Genomic DNA, 16749 nt, shown 5'->3' on the forward strand with positions numbered 1-16749 from the left:
CTGCCCGGGTCTGAAGCAAGCCCGGCCTTCAAAATAGTCAGGTATGCCTTGGCAGAGACTTCGCCAATCGGCATTCCCTGACAGCCTTCACCCAGCAACCCGACCATCGCGCCGATTCGGGCCGCCCCGTATCCTTCCCGCGCATGACCGACCCCGCGTTTCCGATCTCCCCGTTATTGCCGCAAATCCGCAACAGCCTGGCGGCCCATCCGCGTCTGGTGCTGGAAGCCCCGCCCGGCGCCGGCAAGACCACCCAAGTGCCGCTGGCCTTGCTGGACGCGCCGTGGCTGGCCGGTCGCAAGATCGTGATGCTCGAACCGCGCCGCGTCGCCGCCCGTAGCGCGGCGATGTTCATGGCGCGCCAGCTCGGCGAGCCGGTCGGCGAGACCGTGGGCTACCGCATCCGCTTCGAGAACAAGACCTCACCGCGCACCCGCATCGAGGTGGTCACCGAGGGCATCCTGACCCGGTTGATCCAGGACGACCCGATGCTGGAACACATCGGCGCACTGCTGTTCGACGAATTCCACGAACGCCATCTGGCCGGCGACCTCGGTCTGGCGCTGGCGCTGGATGTGCAGGCACAGGTACGCGAGGACCTGCGCATCGTGGCGATGTCGGCCACGCTCGATGGCGAGCGCCTGGCCGGCTTTCTCGACGCACCGCGCCTGAGCAGCGCCGGGCGCAGTTTCCCGGTGGAGATCGCGCACTTTCCCGCGCGGCACGACGAAGCGCTGGAGCCGCAGACGCGGCGCGCGGTGGAACAGGCCTTGGCCACCCATCCTGGCGATGTGCTGGTGTTCCTGCCCGGCCAGCGCGAGATCGCGCGCGTGCACAGCGCGTTGCAAGAGGTGCTGGACCCGGCGGTGCAGGTGTTGCCGCTGCATGGCGAACTGCCGGTCGAGGCGCAAAGCCAGGTACTGCAGCCCGACCCATCAGGGCGCCGGCGCGTGGTGCTGGCCACCAACGTGGCCGAGTCCTCGGTGACCCTGCCCGGCGTGCGCGTGGTGATCGACAGCGGGCTGGCGCGCGAGCCGCATTACGACCCCAACAGCGGCTTCTCGCGGCTGGACATCACCACTATTGCGCAAGCCTCGGCCGACCAACGTGCCGGCCGCGCCGGGCGTGTGGCCAGCGGTTGGGCATTCCGGCTGTGGCCGCAATCGCAACGGCTGGAACCGCAGCGGCGTGCCGAGATCACCCAGGTGGAACTGGCCGGCCTGGCACTGGAACTGGCCGCCTGGGGCAGCGCCGCGCTGCGTTTTGTCGATGCACCGCCCGCCGGCGCGCTCGCCGCCGCACACGAATTGCTGCAACGGCTGGGCGCACTCACCGACAGCGGCGGCATCACCACCGTGGGCCGGCGCATGCTCGCGCTGGGCACGCATCCACGTCTGGCCGCGATGCTGGCGCAGGCCGGCGATGCCCCGCGCGTAGCGCTGGCCTGCGACCTGGCCGCCTTGCTGGAAGCGCGCGACCCGCTGCGTCAGGGCGGCGATGGGCTGGCTGCCCGCTGGCGTGCGCTGGCCGCATTCCGCCAGGGCCGCAGTGGGCACGACGCGAACCGCGGCGCCCTGGCCGCGATCGACAGCGCCGCCAAACAATGGCGACGCCGGCTGCGTTGCGACAGCGCACCGCCCGCCAGCGTGGAGGCGCATGCACTCGGCGATCTGCTCTCGCACGCCTTCCCCGACCGCATCGCTGCGCGCCATCCTGCCGACCCGCTGCGTTACCTGCTCGCCAACGGCCGCAGCGCGCGCCTGTTCGACCACAGCGACCTGCGCGGCGAACCCTGGCTGGTCGCCAGCGAATTGCGTTACGAAGCCAAGGACGCGCTGCTGCTGCGCGCCGCGCCGGTGGACGAAGGCTATCTGCGCCGCAGCGTGCCCGAGCGCTTCGTGCAGCAGGATCTGGTGCAGTGGGATGCGGACAAGCGCGCGTTGGTCGCGCGCCGGCAATCCAGCTTCGACCGCATCGTGCTCGATAGCCGCCCGGCCGGCCGCGTCGATCCCGCCCAAGCCGCCAGCGCACTCACCGAGGCGGTGCGCCAACTGGGTCTGGATGCCCTGCCCTGGACCGACGGCCTGCGCCAATGGCGCGCACGCGTGCAGTCGCTGTGCGCCTGGATGCCGGAGCTTGCGTTGCCCGATCTCTCCGATGCAGCCCTGATGGCCACGCTGGAGACCTGGCTGCGCCCGGCGTTCGTCGGCAAGACCCGGCTCGACGCACTCGACGAAAGCAGCCTGGGCGAAGCGCTCAAGGCCGCCTTGCCATGGGACCGCCGCCAGGCCATCGACCGCCACGCGCCCACCCGGATCAGCGTGCCCTCGGGCATGGAGCGGCAGATCAGCTACGCCGTCGATCACGCCGGGCAACCGTTGCCGCCGGTGCTGGCGGTCAAGCTGCAGGAACTGTTCGGCCTGGCCGAAACCCCGCGCATCGCCGACGGCCGCGTCCCATTGACCTTGCACCTGCTCTCACCAGGTGGGCGACCGTTGCAGGTCACACAGGATCTGAAAAGCTTCTGGGTGACGACGTATCCGGAGGTCAGGAAGGAGATGAAGGGGCGCTATCCCAGACACCCATGGCCCGACGATCCGTGGACCGCCACCGCAACGCACAGAGCAAAACCGCGCGGCACGTAATAGCCCCTCTCCCGTCGGGAGAGGGGTTGGGGTGAGGGTACGGGCGAAGCACTCGCGTTGCTCAACTGCACGCGGCTTCGCACGTACCCTCATCCGCCCCTTCGGGGCACCTTCTCCCGATGGGAGAAGGGAAGTGCCGCACATGCCCATCAGATCTGTTTTTATCGCTACCTCAAACTCCCATGCACCGACACCCCGCAGCATTACTTAACCGCAACCCAAACAAGCTCCACCACCGCTAACACGGTCTATACGCACCAGCCCACACACTGCGGCCCACGTACTCAGAAAGGAAACGCCTCCAATGAGCAAGCTGACTGTGATCACCGAACGCGCCCTGGAGCGTGCCCTGGAACTGGCTGGCACTGCCGGCGACCACCTGCGTCACGCTGCGTCCGATGCGGGCGACAAGGCACGCAACGCGGGCAGCAGCCTGCGTCATTTCAGCCCGGGTGCCAGCGAATGGCTCAAGACCGGCGCCGCGCTGGGTGCCGTGCGTACCGGCGGCAAGGTCGTCAGCAAGGCGGTCAAGCGCAACCCCGCCATCACCGTGGCAGCGGCCGTCGCCGGCCTCGGCCTGATCGGCTATGCGGTGTATCGCAAGCGCCAGCGTGATCAGCAGGTGCTAGGCGGCAACGTGCATCGTTTCGATCGCGAAAACGCCGGCAACGCCAGCGCACGTCGCGCGGCCTACCAGCGTCGCGGTGCAGTGACCCCGAGCGACGGCATCGAATAAGCCATCTCTTCAGGTAAATCAGACAATGCCACGGCCCTGCGCCGTGGCGTTGTCGTTTGTGGATCTGGATTCAACCGCATCCGCGACGATTTAGCGCCGCGTTCTGCTTGGCCGCGCGTGATGGGTTTCATCCGCGCGCCACTGCCCAGGCGCCAGAGTGTCCAACGTCCAGTCACCAATCGCCACGCGGATCAGACGCAAGGTGGGTAGGCCAACCGACGCGGTCATGCGCCGCACCTGACGGTTACGGCCTTCGGTGATCTGCAGTTCCAGCCATGCGTCGGGCACGGTCTTGCGCACGCGTACCGGCGGATCGCGCGGCCACACCTGCGGTGACGGATCGATGCTGCGTACCTTGGCCGGACGAGTGGGGCCGTCGTTGAGCACCACGCCATCGCGCAAGGCCTGCAACTGCGAAGGCGCAGGCGTACCTTCCACCTGCACCCAGTAGGTCTTGGGTTGTTTGTGGCGCGGGTCGGTCAAGCTATGCGCCAATGCGCCATCGTCGGTCAGGAGCAGCAAGCCTTCGCTGTCGTGATCCAGACGGCCTGCCGCATACACGTCGGCCGGCAAGCCGAATTCGGCCAGCGTGCGTTTGGGCGGCTGCGAGCGGTCGCTGAATTGCGACAGCACGCCATAAGGTTTATTCAACAACACCAACATGCCAATCCTGTTGCGTCAGAGCGATGCACAACGCCGGCAAGACGCAATGTGCGTACGTGGCGTCATGCGTTGGTTGGCGGTGTGCAAACAGCTGCATGCCGAACGCGCACTGCGCGCCGGCATGCAGGCACTGCCTCACTGCTTGACGAACTTCAAGGTCATGCGGTCGCTCTCGCCGATCGCCTTGTACTTGGCATCGTCGGCCTTGTCGTGGCTGTTGCTCGGCGGCAACGTCCACACGCCACCGGCATAGTCCTTGGTGTCGCGCGGGTTGGCATTGACCTCGCTCTTGCCGGCCAGTTTGAAACCTGCCGCTTCGGCCATCGCAATCAACTGCGCCTGGCCCACGTAACCGCTCTTGTCGTCCGCCGGTACGTCGGTCTTGGCACGATGCTCCACCACGCCGAGTACGCCGCCGGGCTTGAGCACCTTGTAGAAGCCACTGAACATCGCCTCGGCATTACCGGCCATGCGCCAGTTGTGCACGTTGCGGAAGGTCAGCACCAGGTCGGTCGAATTGTCCACGCCGAACGAGGGCGTCTTCGGCACGTACGACACGAACGCGGGCTTGCCATACACCTGCGGCTTGGCCTGGAACTTCTTTTCCAACTCGTCGCGCCCGCGCTGCGCGGAGTCGCGGCCACGGCCTTCCGGGACCGCCGCCGGGTCGACCACTGCTGCCACGTACTTGCCCTTCTCGCGCAGATACGGCGCCAGAATTTCCGAGTACCAGCCGCCGCCCGGTGTGATCTCGATAACGGTCTGGGTCGGCTTGATGCCGAAGAACGCCAGCGTCTGACCCGGATGGCGATACACGTCGCGCTGCACATACACACGGTCGCGCCAGTTGCCGTCGATGGCCGCCTGCAGCGCCGCATCGGGCGCCGGCAGGGTTGCGCTATCGGCCGGTTTGATTGCCATTGCCAGCGGCGCGCTCATCGCCACTGCCATCCCCACCACACATGCACACACCAGCTTGTTGCGGATCATCACAGCGCCCTTTACGGGAAAAAGTAGCGCGAGCCTAGCATGCGATTTGGAGCCTGCCATGTGCAGGACTTCGCATGCTGCACTGCGCGCGACGCACCACATGTTCAAATTCTGTGAGGCATTGCGGCAGCTGGGCGGAACGCTGAATCCACGTTGGTGTCACACGCAACGCCGGCGCGCATGACTATCCTGTTGGGCAGTTTGGAATCAGGAGCTTTCACCATGACTCACTCCCGCGCGCTGGGCCGCTCCGGCCTGCAGATTCAACCGATCGTCTTCGGCGGCAATGTATTCGGCTGGAGCGCCGATGAAGCAACCTCGTTTGCGCTGCTCGATGCCTTCGTCGACGCCGGTTTCAATCTGATCGATACCGCCGATGCCTACTCCGGCTGGGTGCCTGGCAACCATGGCGGCGAATCGGAAACCATCATCGGGCGCTGGCTCGCGCGCAGTGGCAAGCGCGACAAAGTGTTGATCGCCACCAAGGTGGGCAAGTGGAGCGAGCATCCGGGCTTGTCGCCGGAAAACATCGTCGCAGCTGTGGAGGATTCGCTCACGCGTCTGCAGACCGATGTGATCGATCTATATCAGGCCCACGCAGACGACGAATCGGTTCCGCTGGAAGCCACGCTGGCCGCATTTGGCCGCTTGATCGAACAAGGCAAGGTGCGCGCGATTGGCGCCTCCAACTACAGCGCCGCACGCCTGCGCGATGCACTGGATATTTCCGAGCAGTACACGTTGCCGCGCTACGAAAGCCTGCAGCCGGAATACAATCTCTACGACCGCGTCGGTTACGAAGCCGAGCTGGAACCGCTGGTACGCGAGCGCGAGGTGGGTGTGATCAGTTATTACTCGCTGGCCAGCGGCTTTCTCACCGGCAAGTACCGCAGTGCAGACGATGCCAGCAAGAGCAGCGCGCGCGGTGCGTCGGTGGTCAAGCAGTACGTCAATCCGCGTGGCTTGCGCATCCTGCAGGCGCTGGACGATCTGGCCGCCACGCACACCGCCACGCCCGCGCAGATCGCATTGGCCTGGTTGATCGCGCGGCCGGGCCTGAGCGCACCGATCGTCAGTGCCACCAGCGTGACCCAGCTACACGACGTACTGGCGGCAGCGCGCGTGTCGCTGAGCGCCGATCAGATTGCGCAGCTGGATAGCGCAAGCGCGCCGGATCCTTCCGAAGCTGCTTGACGCTTCGCCTCTACAGCGCATGTAACCCATCGCACGCACTCCCTCGCGCAGCCGCCGTGCGGCTGTGCTCCCTCGACCGCGCACGCGTGGTCCTTTCCGCGAGGAATTCCGCATGACATCGATCACCAACCGCCGCATCGTGCTGGCCTCACGCCCGCACGGCGAGCCAAGCGCCGACAACTTCCGCCTGGAAGAGGTCGCCTTGCCGCCCACCGGGCACGAACAGATTCTGGTGCGCAATCGCTTTCTCTCGCTGGATCCGTACATGCGTGGACGCATGGACGAAGGCCCGTCCTACGCCGCACCGGTGGAGATCGACGCGGTGATGGAAGGCGGCACCGTGGGCGAAGTGCTCGAATCGCATCATCCCGACTATCAACCCGGCGATCTGCTGGTGCTGCCGGGCGGATGGCAGACGCATAGCCTGTTCACCCCTGACGCGCCATTACGCAAGTTGCCCAAGGACGATGCCTTGCCGCTGAGCACCGCCCTCGGCGTATACGGCATGCCCGGCTTCACCGCCTACGCCGGTCTGCATGAAATCGGCAAGCCGCAGGCGGGCGAAACCCTGGTGGTTGCGGCGGCCAGCGGCCCGGTCGGCGCCACCGTGGCGCAGCTGGCACGCCTGCAAGGGTTGCGCGTGGTGGCCATTGCCGGCGGCGAAGAAAAGGTGCGTTACCTGCGCGAGACGTTGCGCGTGGATGTGGCACTGGACCACCGCGCCGACGACTTTGCCGAGCAGTTGCGCACCGCCACGCCGGACGGCATCGACATCTATTTCGAAAACGTCGGCGGCAAGGTGTTCGACGCGGTATTGCCGCAATTGAACGCGTTCGCACGCATCCCGGTGTGCGGCGTGATCGCCACCTACAACAGCCGTGGCCAGGCGCTGCCGGGGCCGGACCGTCTGCCGGAGTTCATGGGTCAGGTGCTGCGCAAACGACTGACCGTGCGCGGCTTCATCCAGCACGATTTCATTCGCCTGATGCCTGCCTTCCTGCGCGAAATGGGCCAGTGGCTGCGCGAAGACCAGATTCAGTATCGCGAACACCTGCTGCACGGCCTGGACAGCGCACCGCAAGGCCTGATCAGCCTGCTACGTGGCGAAAACTTCGGCAAGGCCGTCGTCGCGCTCGACTAAATAACTCACAGCGCCTCGCATACCCCCGCTTTTACGATTCCCCATTCCCTATTCCCGATTAACAAAGGAACACCATGACAGTCCCCGCATTCGGCCTCGGCACCTTTCGTCTCAAGGACCAGATCGTCATCGACTCGGTGCGCAATGCACTGGAGTTGGGCTACCGCGCCGTCGATACAGCACAGATCTACGACAACGAAGAACAGGTCGGCCAGGCCATTGCCGCCTCCAACGTGCCGCGCGATCAGCTGTATCTGACCACCAAGATCTGGGTCGACAAGTTCGGCCGCGATGCCTTGCTGCCGAGCCTGCAGGAAAGCCTGCGCAAGCTCGGCACCGAGCATGTCGATCTCACCCTGATTCACTGGCCCTCGCCGAAAGATCAGGTGCCGATGCGCGAGTATCTGGAAGCGCTGGCGCAGGCAAAGCAGCAGGGCCTGACCCGCGCAATCGGTGTATCCAACTTCACCATCGCACTGATCAAGCAGGCCATCGAGATCCTGGGCGCCGACGCCATCGCCACCAACCAGATCGAAGTGCATCCCTACCTGCAGAATCGCACCCTGATCGCGTTCCTGCGCGAGCAAGGCATCCATGTCACCTCGTATATGACGCTGGCGGTCGGCGAGGTGTTGAAGGATCCGGTGATTCAGGCGATTGCCGCGCGCCACGACGCCACTGCGGCACAGGTGACCTTGGCCTGGGCGTTGCAGCAGGGGTATTCGGTGATTCCGTCCTCGACCAAGCGCGAAAATCTTGCAAGCAATCTCAAGGCGCAGTCGTTGCAGCTGAGCGAGCAGGACATGCGCGAGATTGCCGCACTCGACCGCGGTCAGCGCCTGGCCAATCCGAAGGCGATTGCACCCGACTGGGATTGAGTTCTCGGTTTTTTCTCGTATCGGCATCGCCCGGTACGGGGCATAACCGCCGCGACGACCGCTCGTCGTCGCGTGCTGGTTGCACGTGACAGGCGCTGCTACGGTGCCAGCCACAGGGGGGTAAGTCTCGACAACGGAGTCCTACCCATGCACACCGCATCCGTCTTGACCCGCCGCGTCGTCAACCTCGACGCAGAGATCGCCTATTGGCGCGATGTCCACGCCGAAGGCCATCTGGGCGGCTACGATTTTGCCGACTATGCCCGGCTGCTTAAGCTCGGCTACGACATTTATCTGGCTTACCCGCGCGCTACCGAGGCGCAGCTCTACCGCGTGTTGCAGGACGGCTTTTACCACTATCAACCGATGCTGTCGGTGCCCTGGGATGAGGCGCGCTGGATCGTGCGGCATGCCTGGCGGCATATGGAAGAGGCGGCCGTTCGGCACTGAAGCGGCGGCTCGAACAATTGCGCAGCCGCTCAGCCACGCAGTGCCGCAATAAACGCTTAGTTCAACTGCCCCATCGCCATCGCCTGGCGATCGATGCGATGTTTTTCGGCCAATGCCTGCATGCCTTGCAGGGTGGCAGCGATCAGGCTGGCATACCGCAGCCGCCATAAGTTGGCGCGGTCGTTGTCGTCGTGGGTGCTGCCCAGGCCGTCCAGCACCTGCGGCAGACGCCGATCGGCCAACGCCGAGGCAGCCAGATAGGGCTTTGCCGGAGCGATCACATCCACCGGTTCGCGCCAGTCGTTGGCCACCTGCCGGGCGATGCCGGCCAGATGCGAGAGCTGGTGCATGCCGATCAGCGTCTCGTGCAACATCTCGCGGCAAGCCCATTGCCACAGCGCCACCTTTTCCGATGGATTCTGGGCGATCTCGGTCAGCGCCAGATCAACCTTTTCGATGCGTGAGTCGAGCATTGCGGAGCTCCGATGCTGCTGTGCAACATAATTCACACCATACGCCGTGAGAGTCAAGTGAGCCAGCCGCTAAAAAGATGTCAGCGTGCAGGTGCTCGACCCGTTTCACGCTTTTGCAGTTGCCGTTTGTTCGGATAAAGGGGTGCGGCACCCTGACTTCCTGCCCATGGCGGTGCGCATCGCCACGCGTAATGCTGGGGTCCTCCGATTCCCAGGCCGCCGCCATGCGCCCCACTGCCTTTCTCGCGCCGCTGTTACTGCTGGCGGCCTGTAGCGCGCAGGCCGAAACCGCCAAACCGCAGGTGTCTTCGCAGCAGTGCGAGGTCCGTACGTCCTACGACGTGCTGGCCGACAGCGGCGGCATCTGGCTACGGCGCAAACAGGGCGTGCCGCGCGAGATCTTTTTCCACGGTGGCGAGCTCAACGTGGATCGCCAACCGCAACCGGTCAGCGCTGCAGACGCGCAACGTCTGCGCGACATCGAGTACGGCGCCCGCACGCTGATGCCGGCAGTGACCGACATCGCCCGGTCGGTGGTCGACATCACCTTCGATGCGCTGGCCGGCGTGGTGCAGATGCTCACCGGCAGCACGCGCCAGGAGCGCAAGGTGGAGCGGCTGCGCGTCACCGCACTTGCGCAGGTCGATACCACCCTGGGGCGCGGGCGCTGGGAGCAGGAGCCGTTCGACGAACACTTCGAAGCCAATGTCGAACAGGCCGCAGAAGAGTTGGCCGGCGGCCTAACCCACAGCGTGATGTGGACGGTGATGACCGGACGCACCGCGCAGCTGGAGCGCCGCGGGGAGCAATTGGACGCGCGGATGGAACAACAGATGCAGGCACGCAGCGAAGCGCTGGAGGCGCAAGCGCACACCTTATGCACACAGGTAGAAGCGTTGTACGCGGTGCAACAGGCACTGGACTATCGCTTTCAAGGCGAGCGCTTGCAGATGCTGGAGCTCAAGACGCATCAGCAAAACGAGCAAGACGATGCGCCGGCTTCCAACAGCGTGGTGGTGACGGCTGCGCACTGAGAGCGCGTATCAGGCCAGCAGCCATTCCCGCAGCGCATCCGATACCGCCTGCGGCTGCTCCAATGGCGAAAGATGGCCACACGCAGGCACTTGCACCAACTGCGCCTGCACGGCGAGCGCAGCCATTTCCTCGTGCAACGCAGGCGGGGTGATCGCATCGTCCTGGCCGCACAGCACCAGCAGCGGACCGGTGTAAGCGCGTAGCAACGCGCGACCATCTTCCCGCTCCAGCCGGTTCTGGCGCACGAAGACCTCCACCCCGAGGCGCTGGGTCATGCCGCGCACGTGTTCCAGCAAGGCCTCGTCCTGCCAGCGCGATGGATGCACGTAGTGCCGCATCAGCCGTTCGCCGAATCCAAGAAACGTTTTTCCGCCACGCACGCTCGCTTCCTGCGCGCGCCGTTGCGCAACACGCTCGGGCGAATCGGCACGTGCGGAGGTATCAAGCAAGGCCAGGCGCTCCACACGCTCGGGCGCGATGCGCAGGATGTCCTGCGCCACATAGCCGCCCAACGAGAAACCGGCCAATGCAAACCGCGGCGGCATCTGCGCCAGCACCTGCGTCGCCAGCGCGCGCATGTTCTCGCCCTGGGTGATGTCGCCGACCACGCACTCGGCAACGTCGGCCAATGCCACGCGCTGCGCCTGCCACAGCTGCGCATCGTTGAGCAGGCCCGGCAGCAGCAACAAGGTGGGACGCGGCGCGCTCATGCGCAGAAGATTCCGGTCGGCGCCGGCGAAACAAGCACTGTCATCGCCGTAGTGTGCCGCGCGACTGCGGGCATCGCCAGCACGTCCAAACGAGCGCGGCCCGACGCATGCGCCGGGCCGCTTCTGACACTGCTACGCGATGTGCGCGGCAGCACTGGCGTGGATCAATCAGGCCAGGGTCAGGGTGACGTCGATGTTGCCGCGCGTGGCATTGGAGTAGGGGCAGACCTGGTGGGCCTTGTCGACCAGCGCCTGCAGTTCGGCCTTGTCCATGCCCGGCACCGCGATGCGCAGCTCCACCGCAATACCGAAGCCACCCGGAATCTGGCCGATGCCGACGCTGCTGTCGATGCTCACTTCGCCCGGCAGCTTGAGCTTGTCCTGACCTGCAACGGCCTTCATCGCGCCGATGAAGCAGGCCGCATAACCGGCAGCGAACAGCTGCTCCGGGTTGGTGCCGTCGCCGCCAGCGCCGCCCAGCTCGCGCGGGGTGGACAGCTTGGCGTCCAGCGCCTTGTCCGAGGATACGGCGCGGCCTTCGCGGCCGCCGGTTGCGGTGGCGTGGGCGGTGTAGAGGATCTTTTCAGGTGAGGCCATGGTGGTTCTCCAGAGTGAGCGCTCGCGGCGCAGGATGTAGTTGAATCGTTGACGATTGAATCGCGTGCGACATGTAAATCAAGAACGTAGGCACGGGTGGATCGACTCACGCCGCTCCGAGGCTGGAGCGTAGCTTTTCCAGTTCCTGCTTGAGTTGACGCAGTTCGTCCAACGAACACGCCGACGCACAGAACACCTGCTCCGGCACCGCGCCCGCCTTGCTGCGCAAGGCGCGACCGGCGTCGGTCAGCCCGATGATCACCTGACGCTCGTCGCTGACGGCGCGCGTGCGCGTCACCAGGCCAGCGGCCTGCAAGCGCTTGAGCAGCGGCGTCAGCGTGGCCGAGTCCAGGTACAGGCGCTCGCCGATCTCCGACACGCTGCGCCCGTCGGTCTCCCACAGCACCAGCATCACCAGGTACTGCGGATAGGTCAGGTCCAGCGCCTTCAGCAGTCCGCGGTAGAGCTTGTGCATCGCCAGGTTGGCCGAATACAGCGCAAAGCACAGCTGGTTGTCGAGCTGCAGCAGCGCGTTGGTCCGGGCGGTAGTGGCTGTGGCGGTGTCCATGGCTGCAATTTACATAGTGCACTATTTAATTGCAAGCTATATTTTGAACGGAGCTAGCTCTCCAAGGGAAGTGGCTGCAATACGCTCGCATGCAACCGCACTGCGCAGCGACTCAGGTGAACTGGATAAAGAAATGCCCCGCCGCATCGCCTTCGCCCAGTTTCCTGGCACGCTGGTCTGCAAACAGATAGCCGGTGCCATCACCGAAGATGCCGTCATAGTCGGGATCTATCCGGCGCAGCTCCGACTCGACGAACTGGGCAAGGAAGTAATAGCGTTGATTCGTATGGATTGGGTCCTGCAACCAGCACGGTCGGCCGAGTTGTTTGCTCATCCCTGCGCCGTTGTCCTCATCTTCCAGCTCTTCGGCCGTGTCGACGTCATCGAACGGCTGCAGACCAACGCAGTGACGCCCGAGCAACAGCGCACTGTCACCGACGCACACCTCCTGTGTCGCATGTCGATGCAGCAGCACCTTGCTATGCCCCAGCGCAGTCTTGTCGCATTCGCTTTGCTGATTGACGGCGAGCCTGCGTAGCGACGAGCGGTTGTATCCATCTCCCGACCGTTCAACAGATGCAAAGACAGTCATCGCCATGTCGTCGGGCAGATAGGGAGTCGGCAAAAACAACGCGGTGAGCATGACGATGGGCAGCATCGGCTGACCAGTCGATGGGTCCGTTGGCCATAGCGCTACATCGTCCAGCCATGCACCGCCGCCAAACTGGCCCAGGCCGCAGTCCGAATCGCTGACAACAATCCTGTGGAATCCGGGGCCAGGACGCGTCTGCATGTTATGCCCGATGCGCAGTGGCCAGATATTCGGCGCTCTGCATCTCGATCAAACGCGAGGCGGTGCGCTCGAAGGCGCCGGCCAGGCGCTGGCCGCTGTACAACGCCGGCGGGGCGTCCTGCGCGGTGCAAACCAGATTGACGTGGCGGTCGTACAGCTCGTCGATCAGATTGACGAAACGGCGCGCCGCGTCCTCGTTCATGCGGTCGAAATGCGGAATGCCACCCAGCAGCACCGTGGTGAATTCGCGCGCGATCTCGATGTAGTCGCCCGGGCCGCGCGGGCCTTCGCACAGCGCAGCAAAGTCGAACCAGGCGATGCTTTTGCCGCGTGCGCGCACCGCGATCTTGCGCGCTTCGATTTCGATATTGCCGCCACGTGCCTCGGCATTTCCGCTCAATTCGCTCCAGCGCTGGCTGAGCCACTCATCGGCCTTCGCATCCAGCGGCGCGCGGTACACCGGCGAACGCGTCAATGCGCGCATGCGGTAATCCTCGGTGCCTTCGGCATACAGCTCGACGCAGAACTTCTGCAGCAAGCCGATCGCCGGCATGAAGCTGTCGCGCTGCAAGCCATTGGCGTAGAGGTTTTCCGGCGCGGTATTGGAGGTGGTCACCAGGGTCACACCTTCGGCGAACAAACGTTCCAGCAAGCGCGCCAGCAACATCGCATCGCCGATGTCGGTGACGAAGAATTCGTCCAGCACCAGCACGCGCAGATTCTCGCGCCACTGCTGGGCGATCTTGGCCAACGGGTCGCTTTGCCCGGCATGCTCGCGCAATTGCTCGTGCACGCCGCGCATGAACCTATGGAAATGCGTGCGATATTTCTGCTTGATCGGTAGGCCGTCGTAGAACAGGTCGACCAGGAAGGTCTTGCCGCGCCCCACCCCACCCCAGAAATACAAGCCGCGCACCGGCTCGGGCTTTTTCCAGAAGGCCGACAGCCGGTCCAGCCAGCCATCCTGCGCGCTGTCCACCAAGGCCTCGTGGATACGGTCCAGCTCCGCCAACGCCGCCTGCTGCGCTGGATCGGCGCGCCAGTCGCCGCGTTGTACGCCGGCGGCGTAGCGCTGCGACGGGGTCATCTCAGTCATCGTGTTCTCCGCGGGCCGGCTGCTGCCAAGCCCGCTTAACGGCGCATCGCAGAGCGATACGCCTATGCGTGGGCCATGCCGCGGTCAGACTGCGGCCGGCAACCAGCGCCGGACACCATGCTGGATCGCACCGCGCAGGTCGATCAATTTGCGGTGGAAGAAGTGGCTGGTGTCGGGCATGCGCACCAGCTCGGGTTGCTGCTCCAACGTGTCCAGCCAGTCGTAGACCGCCTGCGGGTCGACGATTTCATCGGCATCGCCCTGAATCACCAACCAGTGCGCAGGCGGCTGCATGTCGCTGAAATCCCAGCGCCCGGCCGGCGGCGCGATCGAGATCAACACCTGCGGTTCGAGCGAGCCCGCAGCGCGCAACGACACGTAGGCGCCAAAGCTGAAACCGGCCAGCCACAGCGTGTCGCCCGGGCGTTGACTGCGCACCCACGCGGCAACCGCGCGCAGATCGTCCTGCTCGCCGTCGCCATGATCGAAGCTGCCGGCCGAGCTGCCGACACTGCGGAAATTGAAGCGCACCACGGTGATGCCCAGCTCGCGCAACGCGCGCGCGGCCATGGTGACGACCTTGTTGTGCATGCTGCCGCCCTCGGTGGAGAGCGGATGGCAGACGATGGCGGTGACCGGTTGCACAGCGACGTCCGGCTCGGGCAGATCGACCGCGATATCGAGCGGGCCGACCGGCCCCTCCAACGTCAACGCAGCCGATTCGGTGGGGAATGGGAGATTGGACATGCCCTCATAATAGCCGTCCCGCCGGCCGCGTTCATCGCCCTGCCTGCACACTTCGTTGCGTTGCCTATGTATTTCCTGCTGTTTGCCGTTGTCTGCAGTGTCCTGGTGTCGGTGCTTCTCAAGTTGGTGCCGCGCTATCGCCTGGATGCTGCCCAGACCATCACCTGGAACTACGCCACCGCTGCCGTCCTGGCGTGGCTGTTGCTGGATCCTGCGTTGGACACGCTGCATGCGCCGTCCACACCGTGGGCAGCATTGCTGGCGCTTTCGGTTGCGCTGCCGTCGATCTTCATGGTGCTGGCGCGCGCCGTGACCACCGCCGGCATCGTGCGTACCGAGATGGCACAACGTTTGTCGTTGCTGCTGTCGTTGGCGGCGGCTTTCACCCTGTTCGGCGAGCCGTTCAACGGATGGAAGCTGACTGGACTGGGCATGGGCCTGCTGGCCATCGTATGCATCGTGCAACGCGCAGATCCGCGCGACCGCGCTGCGCCAGCTCCCTCGGCTGCGTGGCTGTGGCTACTGGGTGTGTGGATGGGCTTTGCACTGATCGATCTGTTGCTCAAGACCATCGCGCAGGCCGGTACGTCGTCGCTGACCTCGCTGACGCTGTGCTTCGCCATCGCCTTCGTCCTGATGTCGCTGCTGCAGGGGCTGCGCTGGACACGCGGTGTGCGGATGGACGGCCGCAACGTCGTGGCCGGCGTGCTGCTGGGCATGCTCAATTTCGGCAACATCTTTTGCTATGTGCGCGCCCATCAAGCATTGCCGCACAGCCCCGCTACGGTCTTTGCGAGCATGAACATCGGCGTGGTCGTCCTTGGCGTGCTGGTGGGCGCGCTCGGGTTCAAGGAGCCTCTCGGTACACGCGTACGCGTGGGTCTGCTGCTGGCGGTCCCGGCGATCGCCGCCATCGCATGGGGCATGTACACCGCTTGAAAACATCAGCCGTTCGGTTAGTGGGCCGTTTGTTCGCAGCGTACCGGGTTCGGTAAAACAAGCTCGATACCGTAGCGACCACACACAGGGCTTGTCGTCCGGTTGGAGTGGGTCATGCGGCTGAATCCCTGGTTGAAAGAACGGCAGGCAACGAGCGCTGCCGCAGATGCAACCGGTGCCTCCGGCTCAGGCACGTCACGGCTGTTTGCCCAACCGCGCAGGCTGCCTGCGTCAGCTGGCGGCGTAAATTTGCGGCATGCGGCTGCCGCACGACAGGAGCAAGCACCTGCCTGCGCGCTTCAACGGACGCAGCAACAGGCAGCGCAGGCCTGGTTTCCATCATCGCCGTGCTTGGCTGGTGTTGCGTCCCACGCATCACCGCCAGGCGATGCACGATTGCCGCGCGCTGGAATGCGGTCGCTGTTGCAAGGCATGAACCGCCGTCTGATACAACTCAACACGCAATACCACGCCATTACCACGCGCTTGTTTCTTGAGGAGCGCCAGGCAATGCCGCAGGAACAACGCGTGCTCGATCAACGCAATCGTCTATTGGCACGGCGCAATCAGGTACGCGACAGTCAATTGGAGTTTCTGCTGCAGGCACTTGCACCGTTGGAGCAAGTGGATGCCCCGACCACGACAGCCGACCAGCTGACGAATACGCATAACGATGCGATACAGCGCGCTCACGTGCGATCGCTGGCACTGCACGCGATGGCTCACTCAACCTGCCTGGCCGAGGTCTTCAGGCATGCCGAAGTGCAGCTGGATGGCTTGCAGGAAAGCGCTGCGCCGTGCGAGCGGATCCTGAAACTGCAACGGCTCATGCAGCGCTACCGCACCCTGGCGGCTACGACTGTCGGCTCCGATAAATGACCTGAAGGAAGTCTGCCAACAGCGGAAGCAAGGCGACGGACATGCATGACCACGTTGTTGGATAGCTTGATGCCGAGCGGAGGGCGGCACCTGCAAGCACGGCGATCGCCTGCGGCGTGCACATCGATTTAGAGTGACATTTCGGCTTGCGCGACGCCGGTTCGCAGCCCGCATCACGCCATCGGAGGCGGTCGCTACTGTGGGCACATACGACC

General features: G+C 64.7%; 18 protein-coding genes. 9 read left to right on the top strand and 9 right to left on the bottom strand.

Going from position 1 to position 16749, the window contains the following annotated elements; genetic code table 11:
• Positions 1 to 143 precede the first annotated feature (143 nt).
• Both hrpB and NMB96_RS04210 read left to right on the top strand, forming a co-directional pair.
• Positions 144 to 2645 (top strand): ATP-dependent helicase HrpB, encoded by a 2502-nt coding sequence (gene hrpB / locus NMB96_RS04205; RefSeq protein ID WP_255086343.1) that lies wholly within the window; start codon positions 144 to 146, stop codon positions 2643 to 2645.
• A gap of 304 nt (positions 2646 to 2949) precedes the next feature.
• Entirely contained in the window at positions 2950 to 3381 is a 432-nt protein-coding gene (locus NMB96_RS04210) for a hypothetical protein (protein ID WP_168958566.1), read from the top strand.
• A gap of 90 nt (positions 3382 to 3471) precedes the next feature.
• On the opposite strand, the gene NMB96_RS04215 is transcribed toward NMB96_RS04210, so the two are convergent.
• Both NMB96_RS04215 and NMB96_RS04220 read right to left on the bottom strand, forming a co-directional pair.
• On the bottom strand, positions 3472 to 4044 hold the full coding sequence (locus NMB96_RS04215) for a pseudouridine synthase (protein ID WP_023902208.1): 573 nt from the start codon (positions 4042 to 4044) through the stop codon (positions 3472 to 3474).
• 135 nt (positions 4045 to 4179) lie between these two features.
• Entirely contained in the window at positions 4180 to 5034 is an 855-nt protein-coding gene (locus tag NMB96_RS04220; protein WP_043888841.1) for a class I SAM-dependent methyltransferase, read from the bottom strand.
• 222 nt (positions 5035 to 5256) lie between these two features.
• Here NMB96_RS04220 and NMB96_RS04225 point away from each other — a divergent pair, with 222 nt between their 5' ends.
• The 4 genes from NMB96_RS04225 (at position 5257) to NMB96_RS04240 (ending at position 8697) form a co-directional block, all read left to right on the top strand.
• Entirely contained in the window at positions 5257 to 6228 is a 972-nt protein-coding gene (locus tag NMB96_RS04225) for an aldo/keto reductase (RefSeq protein ID WP_023902206.1), read from the top strand.
• 112 nt (positions 6229 to 6340) lie between these two features.
• Positions 6341 to 7369, top strand: coding sequence for an NADP-dependent oxidoreductase (locus NMB96_RS04230; protein WP_023902205.1), 1029 nt, complete (start codon positions 6341 to 6343; stop codon positions 7367 to 7369).
• Between the two features lie 74 nt (positions 7370 to 7443).
• Positions 7444 to 8247 (top strand): 2,5-didehydrogluconate reductase DkgB, encoded by an 804-nt coding sequence (gene dkgB, locus NMB96_RS04235; protein WP_023902204.1) that lies wholly within the window; start codon positions 7444 to 7446, stop codon positions 8245 to 8247.
• Positions 8248 to 8394: 147 nt separating this feature from the next.
• Positions 8395 to 8697, top strand: a complete 303-nt coding sequence (locus NMB96_RS04240; protein WP_023902203.1) for a hypothetical protein — start codon at positions 8395 to 8397, stop codon at positions 8695 to 8697.
• A gap of 56 nt (positions 8698 to 8753) precedes the next feature.
• On the opposite strand, the gene NMB96_RS04245 is transcribed toward NMB96_RS04240, so the two are convergent.
• On the bottom strand, positions 8754 to 9170 hold the full coding sequence (locus NMB96_RS04245) for a hypothetical protein (RefSeq protein ID WP_043888840.1): 417 nt from the start codon (positions 9168 to 9170) through the stop codon (positions 8754 to 8756).
• A gap of 224 nt (positions 9171 to 9394) precedes the next feature.
• Between NMB96_RS04245 and NMB96_RS04250 the strand changes: the two genes are divergently transcribed.
• Positions 9395 to 10204, top strand: a complete 810-nt coding sequence (locus tag NMB96_RS04250; protein WP_425520904.1) for a DUF2884 family protein — start codon at positions 9395 to 9397, stop codon at positions 10202 to 10204.
• 9 nt (positions 10205 to 10213) lie between these two features.
• Here the strand turns inward: NMB96_RS04250 and NMB96_RS04255 are convergent, their stop codons facing one another.
• The 6 genes from NMB96_RS04255 to NMB96_RS04280 all read right to left on the bottom strand — a co-directional run bounded on the left by NMB96_RS04255 (position 10214) and on the right by NMB96_RS04280 (position 14716).
• Entirely contained in the window at positions 10214 to 10915 is a 702-nt protein-coding gene (locus tag NMB96_RS04255) for an alpha/beta fold hydrolase (protein ID WP_255086346.1), read from the bottom strand.
• A gap of 168 nt (positions 10916 to 11083) precedes the next feature.
• The gene (locus NMB96_RS04260; RefSeq protein WP_023902199.1) at positions 11084 to 11512 is read right to left on the bottom strand and encodes an organic hydroperoxide resistance protein; all 429 of its coding nucleotides are present in this window, start codon (positions 11510 to 11512) and stop codon (positions 11084 to 11086) included.
• A gap of 106 nt (positions 11513 to 11618) precedes the next feature.
• Positions 11619 to 12080: a MarR family winged helix-turn-helix transcriptional regulator gene (locus NMB96_RS04265; RefSeq protein ID WP_104549943.1), complete on the bottom strand. Its 462-nt coding sequence runs from the start codon at positions 12078 to 12080 to the stop codon at positions 11619 to 11621.
• Positions 12081 to 12192: 112 nt separating this feature from the next.
• A complete protein-coding gene (locus tag NMB96_RS04270) occupies positions 12193 to 12873 on the bottom strand; it encodes a hypothetical protein (RefSeq protein ID WP_255086347.1) in 681 nt (226 codons plus the stop codon).
• Position 12874: 1 nt separating this feature from the next.
• Complete coding sequence (gene zapE / locus NMB96_RS04275) at positions 12875 to 13969, bottom strand: cell division protein ZapE (RefSeq protein ID WP_023902196.1); 1095 nt, start codon at positions 13967 to 13969, stop codon at positions 12875 to 12877.
• 84 nt (positions 13970 to 14053) lie between these two features.
• A complete protein-coding gene (locus NMB96_RS04280) occupies positions 14054 to 14716 on the bottom strand; it encodes an alpha/beta hydrolase (protein ID WP_043889641.1) in 663 nt (220 codons plus the stop codon).
• 66 nt (positions 14717 to 14782) lie between these two features.
• On the opposite strand from NMB96_RS04280, the gene NMB96_RS04285 reads away from it, so the two are divergent.
• Together NMB96_RS04285 and NMB96_RS04290 are read left to right on the top strand one after the other, a co-directional pair.
• On the top strand, positions 14783 to 15655 hold the full coding sequence (locus NMB96_RS04285; protein ID WP_043888838.1) for a membrane protein: 873 nt from the start codon (positions 14783 to 14785) through the stop codon (positions 15653 to 15655).
• Between the two features lie 432 nt (positions 15656 to 16087).
• The gene (locus NMB96_RS04290) at positions 16088 to 16534 is read left to right on the top strand and encodes a hypothetical protein (RefSeq protein ID WP_043889640.1); all 447 of its coding nucleotides are present in this window, start codon (positions 16088 to 16090) and stop codon (positions 16532 to 16534) included.
• Positions 16535 to 16749: the final 215 nt, after the last annotated feature.

The organism is Xanthomonas hortorum, from assembly GCF_024339125.1.
GTDB lineage: Bacteria > Pseudomonadota > Gammaproteobacteria > Xanthomonadales > Xanthomonadaceae > Xanthomonas > Xanthomonas hortorum.

Coding starts and splice junctions, on each gene's coding strand:
- hrpB (WP_255086343.1), top strand. CDS start 144: ATGACCGACCCCGCGTTTCCGATCTCCCCGTTATTGCCGCAAATCCGC.
- NMB96_RS04210 (WP_168958566.1), top strand. CDS start 2,950: ATGAGCAAGCTGACTGTGATCACCGAACGCGCCCTGGAGCGTGCCCTG.
- NMB96_RS04215 (WP_023902208.1), bottom strand. CDS start 4,044: ATGTTGGTGTTGTTGAATAAACCTTATGGCGTGCTGTCGCAATTCAGC.
- NMB96_RS04220 (WP_043888841.1), bottom strand. CDS start 5,034: ATGATCCGCAACAAGCTGGTGTGTGCATGTGTGGTGGGGATGGCAGTG.
- NMB96_RS04225 (WP_023902206.1), top strand. CDS start 5,257: ATGACTCACTCCCGCGCGCTGGGCCGCTCCGGCCTGCAGATTCAACCG.
- NMB96_RS04230 (WP_023902205.1), top strand. CDS start 6,341: ATGACATCGATCACCAACCGCCGCATCGTGCTGGCCTCACGCCCGCAC.
- dkgB (WP_023902204.1), top strand. CDS start 7,444: ATGACAGTCCCCGCATTCGGCCTCGGCACCTTTCGTCTCAAGGACCAG.
- NMB96_RS04240 (WP_023902203.1), top strand. CDS start 8,395: ATGCACACCGCATCCGTCTTGACCCGCCGCGTCGTCAACCTCGACGCA.
- NMB96_RS04245 (WP_043888840.1), bottom strand. CDS start 9,170: ATGCTCGACTCACGCATCGAAAAGGTTGATCTGGCGCTGACCGAGATC.
- NMB96_RS04250 (WP_425520904.1), top strand. CDS start 9,395: ATGCGCCCCACTGCCTTTCTCGCGCCGCTGTTACTGCTGGCGGCCTGT.
- NMB96_RS04255 (WP_255086346.1), bottom strand. CDS start 10,915: ATGAGCGCGCCGCGTCCCACCTTGTTGCTGCTGCCGGGCCTGCTCAAC.
- NMB96_RS04260 (WP_023902199.1), bottom strand. CDS start 11,512: ATGGCCTCACCTGAAAAGATCCTCTACACCGCCCACGCCACCGCAACC.
- NMB96_RS04265 (WP_104549943.1), bottom strand. CDS start 12,080: ATGGACACCGCCACAGCCACTACCGCCCGGACCAACGCGCTGCTGCAG.
- NMB96_RS04270 (WP_255086347.1), bottom strand. CDS start 12,873: ATGCAGACGCGTCCTGGCCCCGGATTCCACAGGATTGTTGTCAGCGAT.
- zapE (WP_023902196.1), bottom strand. CDS start 13,969: ATGACTGAGATGACCCCGTCGCAGCGCTACGCCGCCGGCGTACAACGC.
- NMB96_RS04280 (WP_043889641.1), bottom strand. CDS start 14,716: ATGTCCAATCTCCCATTCCCCACCGAATCGGCTGCGTTGACGTTGGAG.
- NMB96_RS04285 (WP_043888838.1), top strand. CDS start 14,783: ATGTATTTCCTGCTGTTTGCCGTTGTCTGCAGTGTCCTGGTGTCGGTG.
- NMB96_RS04290 (WP_043889640.1), top strand. CDS start 16,088: ATGAACCGCCGTCTGATACAACTCAACACGCAATACCACGCCATTACC.